At 47.7% G+C, this 16,134-nt stretch carries 9 protein-coding genes and 2 pseudogenes; 4 read left to right on the top strand and 7 right to left on the bottom strand.

The genetic code is table 11. From position 1 onward, the window contains the following. Positions 1–82: 82 nt before the first annotated feature. The 6 genes and pseudogenes from prpF to D908_RS15820 form a co-directional block, all read right to left on the bottom strand. Positions 83–1,146 (bottom strand): annotated as a pseudogene (gene prpF, locus D908_RS15795) (2-methylaconitate cis-trans isomerase PrpF); the annotation flags it as partial. 50 nt (positions 1,147–1,196) lie between these two features. Continuing rightward, positions 1,197–3,803 (bottom strand): Fe/S-dependent 2-methylisocitrate dehydratase AcnD, encoded by a 2,607-nt coding sequence (acnD, locus tag D908_RS15800; protein WP_005522779.1) that lies wholly within the window; start codon positions 3,801–3,803, stop codon positions 1,197–1,199. A 77-nt stretch (positions 3,804–3,880) separates the two neighbouring features. Continuing rightward, complete coding sequence (prpC, locus tag D908_RS15805) at positions 3,881–5,014, bottom strand: bifunctional 2-methylcitrate synthase/citrate synthase (RefSeq protein ID WP_005522778.1); 1,134 nt, start codon at positions 5,012–5,014, stop codon at positions 3,881–3,883. A gap of 175 nt (positions 5,015–5,189) precedes the next feature. After that, on the bottom strand, positions 5,190–6,086 hold the full coding sequence (gene prpB / locus D908_RS15810) for a methylisocitrate lyase (RefSeq protein ID WP_005522777.1): 897 nt from the start codon (positions 6,084–6,086) through the stop codon (positions 5,190–5,192). A 10-nt stretch (positions 6,087–6,096) separates the two neighbouring features. Next, positions 6,097–6,801, bottom strand: a complete 705-nt coding sequence (locus tag D908_RS15815; RefSeq protein WP_000842810.1) for a GntR family transcriptional regulator — start codon at positions 6,799–6,801, stop codon at positions 6,097–6,099. 163 nt (positions 6,802–6,964) lie between these two features. Further along, positions 6,965–10,075, bottom strand: a complete 3,111-nt coding sequence (locus tag D908_RS15820; protein WP_005522775.1) for an HD domain-containing phosphohydrolase — start codon at positions 10,073–10,075, stop codon at positions 6,965–6,967. Between the two features lie 427 nt (positions 10,076–10,502). On the opposite strand from D908_RS15820, the gene D908_RS15825 reads away from it, so the two are divergent. The 4 genes from D908_RS15825 (at position 10,503) to D908_RS15840 (ending at position 15,818) form a co-directional block, all read left to right on the top strand. After that, positions 10,503–11,474 (top strand): tripartite tricarboxylate transporter substrate binding protein, encoded by a 972-nt coding sequence (locus D908_RS15825; protein ID WP_000911044.1) that lies wholly within the window; start codon positions 10,503–10,505, stop codon positions 11,472–11,474. 293 nt (positions 11,475–11,767) lie between these two features. Further along, entirely contained in the window at positions 11,768–12,265 is a 498-nt protein-coding gene (locus D908_RS15830) for a tripartite tricarboxylate transporter TctB family protein (protein WP_001281722.1), read from the top strand. 9 nt (positions 12,266–12,274) lie between these two features. Beyond that, a complete protein-coding gene (locus D908_RS15835) occupies positions 12,275–13,804 on the top strand; it encodes a tripartite tricarboxylate transporter permease (protein ID WP_000883965.1) in 1,530 nt (509 codons plus the stop codon). Between the two features lie 370 nt (positions 13,805–14,174). Further along, positions 14,175–15,818: a TIGR04141 family sporadically distributed protein gene (locus tag D908_RS15840; protein ID WP_005522772.1), complete on the top strand. Its 1,644-nt coding sequence runs from the start codon at positions 14,175–14,177 to the stop codon at positions 15,816–15,818. Positions 15,819–15,997: 179 nt separating this feature from the next. Here D908_RS15840 and mglC read toward each other — a convergent pair. Beyond that, positions 15,998–16,134 (bottom strand): annotated as a pseudogene (gene mglC, locus D908_RS20355) (galactose/methyl galactoside ABC transporter permease MglC); the annotation flags it as partial.

Raw genomic sequence — 16,134 nt, 5'->3', positions numbered from 1 at the left:
CACTGAGGGCAGCGTAATTTGCGGGAACGCGTACCCATCCTTCCATTAGAATTCTGGCGCTGCGACTCATGATCGCGCGCTCAATTTGCCACCCTTGCTCGCCTTGCTTGGCTTTCGCTCCGACTTTTAAAGTGCCAGAGGGATGACCAAACGTGACTGACGTACGCTCCCCCCCCCCGCGGCCAAATTGACCAACGTGCCCGGTACTGCTGCTGCAGAGGCAATCGCCACAGCGGCCGTGCCCATCATGGCGTGATGCAGTTTGCCCATCGAGAGCGCACGCACCAGCAGATCCACCGAATCCGCATCTACTGGCTTACCGCTTGAAGCTAAGTAACTTTTCGCGCCACTGACAAAAGCAATTTTTGGCGTATGTTGGCGGTTTTGCGCCTCTTCAATGCGCTCAATCAACCCCATTTTCAGTGCGCCATAAGCGCGCAGCGTTTCAAACTTCGCCAAGGCTTGTGGATCACCGTTGATGGTATCTTGCAGCTCAGTGCCTTGATAGCCGAGCGCTTCGGCATCGACAAAAATGGTCGGAATACCCGAGTTGATAAATGTGGCATTGAACGTGCCGATACCCGGCACTTGCAAATCATCCATCACGTTACCGGTTGGGAACATGGCGCCGCTGTCATCCGCAGGATCCACAAAATCGACCTGCACTTCGGCAGCCGGAAAGGTCACACCATCGAGTTCAAATTCACCGCACTCCTGCACCGCGCCATTGACAATCGGTACATGCACCACAATGGTTTTGCTGATGTTGGCCTGCCACACTTTCACCGCCACTACGCCATTGTGCGGAATACGTTCAGCGGGAATCAGCCCTGCGTGGATCGCAAACGGCCCCACCGCAGCGGAAAGATTGCCGCAGTTTCCGCTCCAATCAACAAACGGCTTATCTATCGCCACTTGCCCGAACAGATAATCCACATCGTGATCTTCACGCGAACTGGCACTGACAATCACGGTTTTGCTGGTGCTCGATGTCGCGCCGCCCATGCCATCAATCTGCTTGCCATAAGGATCAGGACTACCAATCACTCTCAGCAACAAGGCATCACGGGCAGCACCGGGAAGCTGCGCTTCAATCGGCAAATCATTCAGACGGAAAAACACACCTTTGCTGGTTCCCCCACGCATGTAGGTGGCAGCAATACGAATTTGTGACACTGTCTCGTTCATACTGCCTCCTACTGCGCCAAAAAGTCTTGCGCGAAGCGTTGCAACACGCCACCCGCTTGGTATACGTGCACTTCATCGGCCGTGTCCAAACGACACGTCACCGCCACATCGAGCTTCTCGCCATTTTGTCTGGTCACGACTAGGGCTAAATCTGCACCGGGCTTGATCTCTCCCACCACATCAAACAGCTCAGTGCCATCCAACGCTAACGAGTGGCGATTGGCACCCGATTTAAATTCCAACGGTAGTACGCCCATCCCGACCAAGTTGGTGCGGTGAATCCGCTCAAAGCCTTCGGCAACAATCGCTTCAACGCCGGCTAAACGCACGCCTTTGGCCGCCCAATCACGTGATGAGCCTTGGCCGTAATCCGCTCCTGCTATCACAATCAGCGGTTGTTTGCGGTTCATGTAAGTTTCAATCGCTTCCCACATGCGCGTCACTTTGCCTTCCGGCTCAATGCGTGCGAGGGAGCCTTGCTTGATTTGCCTGTTTTCTTTGACCATTTCGTTAAACAGTTTCGGGTTAGCAAACGTAGCACGCTGTGCAGTCAGGTGATCGCCGCGGTGGGTGGCGTAAGAGTTAAAATCTTCCTCCGGCACGCCCATTTTAGTTAGGTATTCGCCTGCTGCACTGTTGGCCAAAATGGCATTGGAGGGAGATAAATGATCCGTGGTGATGTTGTCACCCAAGATCGCCAGTGGTCGCATCGCTTTCAAGGTGCGCGGTGCCGCGAGCGCCCCTTCCCAATATGGCGGACGGCGAATATAAGTGCTCATCGGCCGCCAGTCATACAGCGGCGAACTCACGCTTTGCGTCTCATCGAGTTTGAACATCTGAATATAGATCTGTTTGAACTGTTCCGGTTTCACCGCGCGGCCAACGACTGCATCAATCTCTTCATCACTTGGCCATAAGTCATTGAGATAAATCGGTTTGCCTTGCGCATTGTGACCTAGAGCGTCACGCTCAATATCAAAGCGCATCGTACCTGCTATCGCGTAAGCCACGACCAGTGGCGGCGAAGCCAAAAACGCTTGCTTGGCATACGGATGAATACGGCCATCAAAATTGCGGTTGCCAGACAGCACCGCCGTAGCGTAGAGATCGCGCTCAATGATTTCTTGTTGAATAGTAGGGTCGAGCGCACCGCTCATGCCGTTACAGGTGGTACAGGCATACGCCACGATACCAAAACCAAGTTGTTCAAGTTCAGAGAGCAAACCGGCTTCTTCCAAATACAATTTGGCGACTTTCGAGCCGGGCGCGAAAGAGGTTTTCACCCAAGGCTGACGTTTAAGGCCAAGCTGATTGGCTTTTTTAGCCAACAGCCCTGCCGCAACCACGTTACGCGGGTTACTGGTGTTGGTGCAGGAAGTGATGGCGGCGATGATCACTGCGCCATCGGGCATCAAGCCCTCTGCTTGTTGTGCTTCTCGTTGCTGAGCAGGTATCGCAATGCCGCGCGCACTGAGTTCTTTCGTTGGCAAGCGGCGATGTGGATTGGAAGGCCCCGCCAAATTGCGCTCAACGCTGGAGAGATCAAACTCAAGCACACGTTCGTATTCAGCGTGCTCTAAGCTGTCCGCCCATAAACCTGTGGCTTTAGCGTAGCTTTGAACCAACGCAACTTGCTCTGGCTCGCGGCCAGTCAGTTTTAAATATTGAATAGTCTGTTCATCAATGTAGAACATGCCCGCGGTCGCGCCGTATTCCGGCGTCATGTTGGAGATGGTCGCGCGATCGCCGATGGTCAGCGCTTTCGCCCCTTCGCCAAAAAATTCCAGATAGGCCGAGACCACTCGCTCGCGGCGTAGAAATTCGGTTAATGCCAACACAATATCGGTTGCGGTAATGCCCGGTTGGCGCGCTCCAGTGAGTTTCACGCCGACAATATCTGGCAAGCGCATCATCGAAGGGCGACCGAGCATCACGGTTTCCGCTTCAAGACCACCCACGCCAATCGCCAGTACACCGAGGGCATCGACGTGTGGCGTGTGGCTATCCGTTCCTACGCAAGAATCAGGGAAGGCCACGCCCTCTTTCACTTGCACCACTGGTGACATTTTTTCCAGATTGATCTGATGCATGATGCCATTACCGGCGGGGATCACGCTGACGTTTTTAAACGCGGTTTTACACCACTCGATAAAGTGGAAACGATCTTCGTTGCGTCTGTCTTCCACCGCGCGATTTTTTTCAAACGCATCAGGATCGCAGCCGGAATATTCCACCGCCAACGAGTGATCAACAATCAGCTGAGTCTCTACTACAGGATTGACTTGCGCTGGGTCGCCGCCTTGATCGGCTATCGCATCACGCAAGCCCGCTAAATCGACCAGCGCGGTTTGGCCGAGAATATCGTGGCAAACCACGCGCGCGGGATACCAAGGGAAATCGAGGTCGCGTTTACGCTCGATAATTTGCAGCAGACTTTCGCTCAATTGCTCCGGCGGGCAGCGGCGCACCAAGTTTTCGGCCAGAATGCGCGCAGTGTAAGGCAAAGTTTGGTACGCGCCCAGTTTTAACGCCTCAACCGCCGCTCGCGTATCAAAGAAATCGACCTGAGATTGCGCGGAGCTTAGCGGTAAGGGTTTACGATACAGACTATTCATTATTTTGCTTCCATTGCTGCTGGCCATTGAAATGGCTCTGAACCCTCCACTGGAGGGTTCGTTGTACTTGTTCAGTGTTAGCCACGCTGTTCAATCGGCAGCCAAGTTTGATGCTCAGGCCCCACATAATCCGCGCTTGGGCGAATAATTCGGTTATTCGCACGCTGCTCATAAACATGCGCCGCCCAGCCGGTTAAACGGCTCATCACAAAGATTGGCGTGAACAATTTGGTCGGAATGCCCATAAAGTGATAGGCCGAGGCGTGGAAGAAGTCGGCATTACAGAACAGATCTTTCTCGCGCTTCATCACCGCTTCCACACGCTCAGAGACAGCGTAGAGATGAGTATCACCCACCGCTTCGGAAAGCGCCTTCGACCACTCTTTGATTAAGGCATTGCGTGGGTCACTCTCGCGATAAATCGCGTGGCCAAAGCCCATGATTTTCTCTTTGTTAGCCAGCATGCGCATGGTGCCCGCTTCCGCTTCATCGGCACTGTGCCACTGCTCAATCATCGCCATCGCGGCTTCATTAGCCCCGCCATGCAAAGGCCCACGCAGCGTACCAATCGCGCCCGTCACACAAGAGTGAATATCCGACAAGGTTGACGCACACACTCGCGCGGTGAAGGTGGATGCATTGAATTCGTGCTCGGCATACAGAGTTAACGAGCAGTGCATCACCTGTTTGAACAGCTCGCTCGGCGCTTGGCCAGTGAGCATTTTAAGGAAATAGCCGCCAATCGAGTCTTCGCTGTGATCCGCAGTATCAATGCGCACCCCATCATGACTGAAGCGATACCAGTAACAAATAATCGCCGGAAACAGCGCCAGCATGCGCTCGGTAGCCGATTGTTGGTCTGCAAAAGAGTGTTCAGGCTCAAGGTTACCAAGCACCGAGCAGCCCGTACGCATCACATCCATGGGATGCGCTTCGGCAGGGATCAATTCCAGCGCTTGTTTGAGTTTTTCGGGTAAACCGCGCAGGCCAATCAAACGGGTTTTGTACTGATCTAGCTCGGCTTGCGTTGGTAGGTGCCCCACCAATAGCAGGTGTGCAACCTCTTCAAACTGAGCATGATGAGCCAAATCGGTAATGTCGTAACCACGGTAGGTTAACCCAGTTCCCGTTTTACCCACAGTACACAAAGCGGTGCTTCCCGCGCTTTGGCCGCGCAGCCCTGCTCCGCCCAACTCTTTTGCAGCAGACATGTCGAACTCCTTTTCTGGCTCTCCTTTTGGCGCTTACGCACCGACCTCTTAGTGTCCACCTTCAGGTGTGTCGGGAGAGCAATTTCACGTTATTGGATTTTTCCCTGCCGATCTGGCGTTGTTTGGCAACACCAAATCTTTAGGGGGCACTAATTTTCCTTGGGCTTCCCTCGACTTAAGAGGATTGTGAAAACAGCTGATCTAGCTTGTCTTCGTATTCGTGGTAATGCAGGTAAGCGTAAAGTTCTTTGCGCGTTTGCATTTGATCGAGCAGCGCTTCCTGATTACCGTGTTCAAGCAAATGGCGATACACATTTTCCGCGGCTTTATTCATGGCGCGGAAAGCGCTGAGTGGGTACAGCACCATATCCACATTCACCGCCGCCAATTGCTCACCGCTGTAAAGGGGGGTCTGACCAAACTCGGTAATGTTGGCTAAAATCGGCACATGTTTACCTGTGGCACTGCGCAGTGCCGTCGAAAACTGCTCGTACTGTTTCAGCTCAGTCATGGCTTCGGGGAAAATCATGTCCGCGCCAGCTTCCACACAAGCAATCGCTCGTTCAATCGCACTGTCCATGCCCTCCACCGCTAACGCATCGGTGCGTGCCATGATCACAAACTCAGGATTGATGCGCGCATCTACTGCGGCTTTGACGCGATCCACCATCTCTTGCTGGCTAACAATCGCTTTATTGGGACGATGACCACAGCGTTTCTGCGCCACCTGATCTTCCATGTGCACTGCTGCGGCTCCCGCTTTTTCCATCGCTTTGATGGTGCGTGCAATGTTAAATGCGCCGCCAAATCCAGTATCAATATCCACCAATAGGGGCAAATCGCAGGCGTTGGTGATGCGTTCCACATCCACCAGCACATCATTCAGCGTGGTGATGCCCAAATCCGGCAAGCCGTACGAAGCATTAGCAATGCCACCACCGGAAAGATAAACCGCCTGATGACCGATACTTTTCGCCATCATCGCGCAATAAGGGTTGATCGTGCCGACGATCTGCAACGGATGGTTGGTTTTAACCGCGAGCCTGAATTTGGCTCCTGGGCTTAAGCTCATGGGATTCTCCTTAACCTTGTTGTTGGGCATCCAGCATTATTTGTTGTTCGATCAATTGACGACTGCACGCGATGTGACGACGCATCAGCATTTCTGCCAACTCTTCGTCTCGTTGGCGGATCGCACGCAGAATAAATTTGTGTTCTTCCAAAGCTTCTACCGGGCGCGAATGCGAACGCGGCGATTGGTAACGATACATGCGCAGCAAGTGGTAAAGCTCATCACACAGCAAACCAATCAGTTGTTGATTGCGGCTGGCTTGAATAATTCGGTAGTGGAAATCGAAATCACCCTGCTGGTGAAAGTAAGAAGCGCCTTCAACCTGATCGATATGGGTCGAATGTGTCGACAATAAGCTTTCTAAGCCCGCCAATTCGATTTCGGTGATATTGCGCGCCGCAAGCCTTGCAGCCATGCCTTCTAATGCTTCGCGCACCGCATACAACTCAACCAATTTGGTGGGTGAAAGCTGAGTCACTCGCGCACCAATGTGCGGAATGCGCTCTATCAACCCAAGCCCTTCGACTCGCATTAAGGCTTCACGTAACGGGCCGCGACTGACTTGAAAACGTTTTGCCAGTTCAGGTTCAGAGATTTTGCTGCCCGGAGCGAGCTCCCCTTCCACAATGGCTTCAATCAGATATTCAGTTAGGTTCTCTGATTTGGTGTTCTCTTTTTCGGTGCTCGGCTGACGAGATAAGGTACTGCTTTTCATCAATCGTAATTCTCACTATCGCACCTAGATCTTTGTACCTAGGTACTCATTAATAACAATTCGGTCTGATGAAAAAGTAGCCCAACAAAGTGTCGACAATCAAGCAAATTGTCGACACTTTAGACTAAGGTATAAGAAACATGAGCGATTAATTATGTTGAATTCATGCCACCTTTTCTTGCTGAAAATACTGTTCAATATTGACTTTATCTATCTGTTTTTCAGGCAAAAACATGTGTGCATATTCGAGATAAACTCCTTGTTTTAAGAACAGGAGGAAGAGGTCTTTGTCGATATGTTGGTCGCAGGCCATTTTGTACATGATGTCGACAGCAACACTTAATGGCTTCGCTTTTTTGTAAGGCCGATCCGCCGCGGTTAACGCTTCAAAAATATCGGCAATCACCAGGATCCGCTCAGGGATTGAGAGTTCTTCAGCACTCAGCTTGCGTGGATAACCTGTACCTTTGAGTGTTTCGTGGTGTGTCGATGCATAGCGAGGAACGCGACTCAACTCTTTCGGGAAAGGCAGAGCGTCCAGCATTTTGATGCCGCTGATCATGTGTTCATTGATTTTGTAACGATCTTCCGCCGTTAACGTACCCGCCCGTATTGAGAGGTTATACACTTCACCCAAGTTATACAGGTGTTCAGGCACTTCCATTTTAATTCCCAATTTAGGATCAAAATGGGTTGAACGTTCACGGTGAACAATATGTTCTGGGCGATCCATCAGCAGCTTTTCTTTGACTGGTGGAGCTTTCATATTCTCCGGTTGATGCAGTTCCTCCAACGGCGATAAACCTAAGCGATTATCGAAATGACGTACCCACGTTTGCGTGGCAATGGTGCGGATACGTCGTAGTGATTCGTCACTCATAAACTCACTACCAATATTGGCCTGAGCAATAAAGGCGAAATCCTCTTGCAGTTGCTGCTGCCGTTGTTTACAAGCTCTCTCCGCTTGAGCTTTCGGTGTGCCTTTTAGCTGGGCTTTCAGCGCTTCAATTTGCGCATCACGCCATAACACTTCAAATCGGGTACGAACTTCATGAATTCGGTTGTAATTGGCCTCTAACTTACTGCCCTTGTCGACAATATGTTCTGGCGTAGTGATCTTCCCACAATCATGCAGCCATGCCGCAATCCTAAACTCACGCCACTCTTTGGCATTGGCGAAACGAAAGTCTTTGAAGCGACCTTCGTCACTCTCTTCTACCGCTTTGGCAAGCATCATGCCCAATTCAGGTACTCGGTTACAGTGTCCCGCCGTGTACGGTGACTTATCGTCAATCGCTCCTGCGATGAGCTGAATGAAGGCTTCAACGAACTCTTCTTGCGATTTTTCATGGCGGCGGATCTCTTTCACCATATCCGTCATCGCTCCAGAAAGTTCTGACACTTCTTTAATTTTGCTATCGACCAATTTTACATCCTCAAACTCTCGTCGTTTGATTTTGTGTGTTTCATCAATCAACTGACTGATCGGATTCACAATCGGCGTACCAAACCACCAAGCGACAGGCAGAAGAATGAGCATAACGCCCACCGTCATTGATAGTGATTTCCAAAGTTGTGCGACGACCTGCTCAGTCACTAAGTGCTGCGGAATTAAGACGGCCAAATATTCCTGCTCATCACTCACTGGCACTAAATAAAGGTAACGGTCTTTATCCGCTACGGTAATCGGCAGCATGCGGCCATATTGTTCTTGCTGTTGGCTCACTTCACGCAAAATCGAATAAGGTACCCAACGTGAAAAGGTAGTATGCCCACTGAACCATTTTTCCTGTAACCAAGTGAGCTGCTCTGGCGTGATTTGAGCAAGAGCTTGATTGAATAGCGCCGACAACTCCGCGTATTGCGGGCTCATGACTAAGGAGATGGGGATTTCTGGTTGTGCATCCAGAATTTGAATCTGTGTTTGTTGTTCAAGCCCAGTCAAATTAACGCTTTTCAGTACCTGATAAGCGTTGTAAAACCCTTCCACACGTCCAGCGCGGAAAGCCTCAACGGCCTGGTTAACATCTTCAAACTCTATCCATCGCACGGAAGGCTCATTCATTAATGGCCACTGTTGACCCCGCACAACCGCCACCGTTTGGGGCCAACCTTGTACATTTTCCGCCTTCAATAAAGCAGGTTTATCTAACACCAAAGGAGCGCTCAAAGCGCTGTTTTCACCTTGTGGCAAAGCTACCGCGTTGAGCACATCCAGCTTACCTTTTTGGAACTGATCTGAAAGTTCCTCAAAGCTGAACCCGTTCATGTACTCCAGTTTAATCCCAATCATTTGGGCGACCATGTTCAGCAGATCTATGGTGTAGCCTTGAGGTTCCCCCGCATTAGCAAAATCGTAAGGAAACCAATCGGTTTGATTTGATACTTTCAGAGACTTAATTTGCCTAACTATCTGCTGTTGAGGCTCAGAAAGCACCAAAGGCTGCACCTCAGGTAGCGAGGATTCATTGGGAGATACTTGATTAAAATTCGAGGCCAGAATTTCCCCTTCTCGGTTAAACAAATACGTTTCCACATCTTGCCGAACTCCTAGCCCAAGCGCTTGAGTACTTAATTTAGAGGCTACAGAAGAGAGCACAATATCAATGCCAATTACGGCATTTCGACTTTTTATAGAATACGTTTGGCCAGTAATTTTGAAATGCTGAAACAAGTAAGGATGGGTTTTATTGACTTTGTTTGCTTGCGCTGTGGAATACCAAGGACGCTGAGTCGGAAAATAATTACTGGGCTCGGTAACGATACGAGTCAGGCTTAAACGATCGGTAAAATAGCGAGTAGCACGCGTTCGCTGCGCACCACTCCCATCAATATTAATCACTACCCATCTTTCCCTATCTTCTGCATGTAAACGTTGGCGTACGACTGGGGAAGAATCTAAATTGATTATTTGGTAAAAATCATCGTTCGGCTTTCCATAATAGATGCTGTAAAACAATGGATTATCACGTAAAACCTCAACCAAAAGATCTCGAATTTCACGTTGTGAAAACTTCTCCGTATCAGCCATAGAAATGGTTTTTAAGATACGGGCATTACTCACCGCACTCAGTTCCATCTCGCTGACATATTCGCTGATCGCTGCCGAGGCCATGATCAGTTTCGATAATAATTGTTCTTGGGATGTCTGCTTACCGAAATGAAACTGCAAGGCAATTGCAACTAATGCCGTTAATGTGGTCGCAATTAAAAATAACGTTCCCACTGTGTAGCGAATAGATATTTTTCTAGCCCGACGTATTAAACCACCCATGATGTTGTGTCCTCTCGTGACAGAGACCATGGATCCAACTTTTTATTATTTCCTGATTACACTGCATCACGGATTTTCTTTCCATTCCATGGCTTAAAACAAAAGTATTTACACGATTTCCACTATTAGCAAGTTACCTAAATTAGCTTCTTTCTTTATCTGTGAACTTTATGAACAAAATCCCCTTAATGCCCAATATTGTTTTTATTGACGGATTGAAGACATTTCTTTAACAGCTTTTTAACCTTGTCTACATACCAAGTCATCGGTAGTGGGTCGTTAACCTGTCATTATCGTTGGTTGACGCCCTTTAACCCGACCCTTAGTGGTTGTCGTGAGTAACACGATAGCTTCAGTAGGAAGGGGACAGTACAAAACAATAAGCATCAACGTGCAGTATGATGCGCCGACATAAGGAACGTGAAACATGTTGAAGTTTTTTAAACCCTCTATCACCGCCGCCATGCTGGCCGCTACTTTTTCTTTCTCCTCTCTCGCGGCCGATATTGAGAAAATCCACTTTATCGTACCCGGTGGTGCTGGTGGTGGCTGGGATATGACCGCACGCGCAACAGGCGATGCGTTAATGAAAGCCAAGTTGATCGAAAACGCGTCTTACCAAAACCTATCTGGTGGCGGCGGCGGCAAAGCGATTGCTCACCTGATTGAAACGGCTGATCGTCAGCAAGATACCTTGATGGTGAACTCAACCCCGATCGTCATTCGCTCACTGTCTGGCGTTTTCCCACAATCCTTCCGTGATTTAACTCCTGTAGCTGAAATTGTGTCTGATTACGGCGCATTTGTTGTATCTGGTGATTCAAAATACACCTCTTGGGAACAAGTGGTTGCTGATTTCAAAGCTAACCCTAAGCAAATCAAAATCGCGGGCGGTTCAGCACGCGGTAGCATGGACCACTTGGTCGCAGCCGCCGCCTTTAAAGGCCAAGGCTTAGACCCGAAAGAAGTGCGCTATGTCGCTTATGATGCAGGTGGCTCAGCCATGACAGCATTGCTTTCTGGTGAAACACAAGTGCTTTCAACTGGCTTGGGTGAAGTTCTGGAGATGTCGAAATCTGGTCAAGTACGCGTTCTTGCGATCACTTCACCAAAACGTCTCGATATCGCGCCGGATATCCCAACACTTGCTGACTACGGCAACCCAACCACGTTCGTAAACTGGCGTGGCTACTTTGCAGCTCCAGGCGTGAGTGCAGAGAAAGTGGCTGAGTGGAACGAAGTGTTCAAGAAGATGTTCGCTAGCGAAGAGTGGAAAGTGATCCGCGACCGTAACGGCTGGATTGACAGCTATAAGGGCGATAAAGAGTTTTACACTTTCCTCGAAGAGCAAGAGAAGCAAATGGCTGATCTCATGCGTGAGCTAGGCTTCTTGAAGTAATTGCAGCAGAAGCGGAGTAATCCGCTTCTCTCACCGTTTGCTGGGTAAGCATATACACCGTTACTCCTTTGTTTATGGGTAAATGTTATGGGTGAATCCTTTGACAGGCAGTCCCTCATCTACCCTTACACCTCAAACCTGCCGACATTCGTGTTGGCAGTGTGACAGGTTTTTTACTCCAACTACTTGGCGTTGTCGCTTCAAGTAGGAAGAGAGAGTTAATCGACCTTCATTAACTGGTGTTTACCCGGCTCTTTTCTCTCGTACCGTTCACAAACCCAATGGAGTTGGATATGTCGGACTTGCCAACCAAAATTTTTACCAAAGAGAATTTGCTCTGCCGTGATCGAGTCGGAGCCATGCTCTTTCTGCTGTTTACCTTAGGTTACGGCTATCAAACCTCACTGATCACCATGTTTCCGGGGGATGAGCTCGAACCGTTTAACGCTCGAACTCTGCCTACCATTTTGACTTATGCGGGCATCGCCCTATCGCTGCTACTGCTTGTTGTTGGGCAACCTGACAAGAAAAGTGGCGCAGTACTGGAGTTCAATTGGAAGTTGTTGATCAGCTTTTTAGTCTTGATGGCGCTGTATGGTCTTGGCCTGACGTACCTTGGTTTTGTCATCGCCACCTCCTTCTTCCTCATGGCGGGTTTTTACCTGTTGGGCGAGCGACGTAAAAGCATTCTATTTGGTGCTTCGTTCCCCTTCGTTATCGCTTTTTATTTACTACTGACCAAAGGACTGGATGTCTATCTTGAGCCGGGTCATCTGTTTACTTTCGGATAGGAACTCATCATGTTAGACGGAATTTTACAAGGGCTGGCGACGGCGGTAATGCCGACCAACCTGATGATGGTGATGATTGGTTGCTTCGTAGGAACCTTCATCGGTATGTTGCCCGGCTTAGGCCCTATTTCAGCCATTGCGCTGATGATCCCAATTACTTACGGATTAGAACCCGCTTCTGGCCTGATTTTGATGGCCGGCGTTTACTACGGCGCCATCTTTGGCGGTTCAACCTCTTCGATTTTGATTAACGCCCCGGGTTGTTCTTCAACCGTCGTGACCGCATTTGATGGCTACCCAATGGCACAAAAAGGCCAAGCGGGTAAAGCTCTAGCATTGGCTGCTTACGCATCTTTCACCGGCGGCACACTCTCAGCCATTATGTTGCTGTTTGCGGCTCCTGCACTGGCGAAAGTGTCACTCAGCTTCCAATCCTCAGACTATTTTGCCCTGATGCTGGTTGGTCTTTCAGCCGTTGCCGCGTTTGCTGGCAAAGGCCAAGTGATCAAAGCATGGATGATGACCGTACTCGGTTTAATGCTTTCCACAGTAGGTATTGATAAAGGCATTGGTGTAGAACGTTTCACCTTCGGCCTGACGGATTTGATGGATGGCTTTAGCTTCCTACTCCTAGCGATGGCGACCTTTGCACTTGGCGAAACTTTGATGGGCATCTTAAAACCGGATGCCGACAACAGTGCCAACGAACAAGAGCAGATGAAAAACATCGGCAGCATGAAGCTGACCAAAGAAGAGATCAAAGAAGCGGCTCCGGTTTCACTGCGCTCCTCAATCCTTGGTTTCTTCACTGGTGTTTTGCCCGGTGCAGGTGCGACAATTGCCGCTTTCTTGGCTTACGGTATGGAGCGTAATCTCGCACCTAAAGGCAAGAAAGAAGAATTTGGCCAAGGCTCTATTCGTGGTCTGGTTGCGCCAGAATCTGCTAACAACGCGGCATCCAGCGGCTCATTTGTACCACTATTAACACTGGGTATTCCGGGGTCTGGTACTACTGCAATTATGCTTGGTGCATTGATTGCTTACGGCATTCAACCGGGTCCACGTCTGTTTGTTGAGCATCCCGATATTTTCTGGTCAGTGATCATCTCTATGTACGTGGGTAACATCGTACTGCTGATCCTTAACTTGCCGTTGATTCCGTACATCTCCAAACTGCTTGCAGTACCACGCACTGTACTGCTGCCGATGATTCTGTTCTTCTCAATCACTGGCGTGTATTTGGTGTCGTTCAATACTATGGATGTGTATGTGATGATTCTGGTGGCTATGGGCGCAATTGCTCTGCGTCTAGCGAACTTCCCACTCGCTCCCCTACTGCTCGGCTTTATTTTGGGCGGCTTGATGGAAGAGAACTTGCGCCGTGCATTGATCATTACTGATGGTGAAATCAGCTTCCTGTGGGAACGCCCAATCACTTTAGCCTTTACGGTATTGGCGATTGTAACGCTACTCAGCCCACTGTTTGGCCGCTTGATGGAGCGTAAAAAGCGCCCAACAGGTGTGAAACTGCCGCACTAATTAAAGCTTATTCTTCACGAGAACATGAGAGCGCCACCATTTAGGTGGCGCTTTTTCGTGGGGGAGAAATCACTGTTAATATCTAGCGATGATAAAAATATGACATTTTTAATACAGAACTTCGTTTCATCATTTTACTGCTAGACCCAACAATCAACGAGTCGCTAACGGAAGATTTTCTATATCGAGTCATGATTAATCCAAATGAAATAGAGTATAAGTTTCGTCATGATAAACATTATGTCCTTTCAAAATATAACGAGCTTCAATTTATAGTTATCTAATTTAACTATTTACTACAGACATGTTGTTATCTTGACATAAACTATATGAATTGTGGCTTATATAGTTTTGTGATGGAGGAAAGTGAATGAAACGAAACGTAGTCGCTTTTTTAAGTAAAGAAGGCTTGCTACTTGAAGAAATTCAAAATAGCAAAAAGCAATTTACATCACACTGTAAGAACGAAACCGATGACTTAGTTCTTTGTTTATCAAACCATACAAACCAAGCTGAATGGGCTTCACTATTTTCAGATTACTGCATTGCGGATCAGCACTTCAAACAAAAATCTGTTAAAGGAGCATTTTTTGTTAAAGTCGAAAATCGATATGTAATTTTTACATTCGGTCACGGAAGAAGTCTTCTAGATAAGTCGTCTATTGAACGTGGTTTTGGACTAAGAGTCTCTATGAACCTAGGTGATCCTGAGCAGCTCAAATCAATAGACAAATCAACCTTAGATAGGGTTGCTAGAAATACACGATCTCAAGTGGCACTGAACTCGGGAATTCAAGATTTCGACTTTGCTTTCGACCATGAAATATTGAAATCCATCACAGCAATAGTTAGTAGAAACGATGATGATCTTGAAATGGTATCTGGCAACGACTCAGTATCTTTATATACTGAAATTGATGCTGACAAGTTTAGAGAAATTGCAGAACGATTAGTCGCCGCTTATTTTAGTGATAACTACAAAGAGCAGTATCCTTGGGCTGAATTTATTGGCTTGGAATCAGACCCGGAAATAATAAAGCAACTTGAATCCAAATTAGTTCAAAAATTCCAGACTGATAGTATAGATGGTTTTTGGTTAGCTCCACCTAAAATCATTGATTATCATGACTTCTCTGGTTTTGTTTACTCAACCAAAACAATAAGACATAAAGCACCCTGTAAGCATCCTGAGTTAAGACTAGATATTTTTTTGGCGGAAGCTCCATTTAAGAGTAAGGCATCTATTTCTATCAGCACAATAAAAGCAAAAGAAATCTATTTATATAATGGTGATGATCGTTGCATTGATACAATTGGATTTTTTGAATCTCTTAATGGTGAGTTAGACCATAACGGTTTTAAATATGTATTGAATGATGGCCATTGGTATCATGTTAAACCTTCTTTTGCGAAGGTGGTTGAATCATATTTTTACTCGTTGGACCGCTGGGATGGCCTTAAAGACAAGCCTTATAAAGATCAGCGTGAATGCTGTTATTTAAGGAGAATAGCTGATTCTGAGCAGATAGCTGTGCTTGATCAGCATTGGGTAAGACAAAAAGATGTAAAACAAAACTATGAATTCTGTGATTTAATTACTCAATGTAATCGTATAATCCATGTAAAGCACTATGGCGGGAGTAGCGTATTCAGTCATTTATTTGCACAAGCTACTAACGGGCTAAATATGATGTTAAATTGCCCAGAGGTTATTCCTCAAGTTCAAGAACATTTACAGGAAACATACATAAGCTTTGATTTTTCACCATTGGGGAAAAGAGTTCATAGAGTTGTTTTAGCAATCATATATCCTCATTCAGGAAATCTTAATATTCCTTTCTTCTCCAAAGTTAATCTTCGTCATCATGCACGAGAAATGCAGAATAAAGGCTTCATTGTCGAGCTAGCAGAGATTCCTGTTGATAAAAACCCTTTGAATTCATTGAATAATTCTAAATGCCAGTGTCAATCAAAGACTGCCAAATGTACAAAATTATTAACTGAAAGTGAGTAAACATAAGTAATGTTAGATATTTTTGTCAGGAGCTTTCACCTATAGAGCACTATTTTTCGCTAAGATTCTAAATATTTTTATCCAGTACTAAAATTAGAAAGACCAAAGTCTATTGCCTTTATAAAAAAGAAAAGGCCTGATGAATGTAAGGCCTTAGCAAGCTTGAGTCGAAACACAGTTTATTTCTTATTCGCGTATTTCATTGAATCTAGCGCGACGGCGAAGATAATGATGGAACCCTTGATGATGTACTGCCAATACGGGCTAACGCCGATGTAGGTCATACCGTAGTTAATAACAGTAAAGATCAGCACCA

Source organism: Vibrio mimicus CAIM 602 (assembly GCF_000338875.1).
Lineage (GTDB): Bacteria > Pseudomonadota > Gammaproteobacteria > Enterobacterales > Vibrionaceae > Vibrio > Vibrio mimicus.
This window is presented reverse-complemented; position numbering and strand designations above follow the sequence as displayed.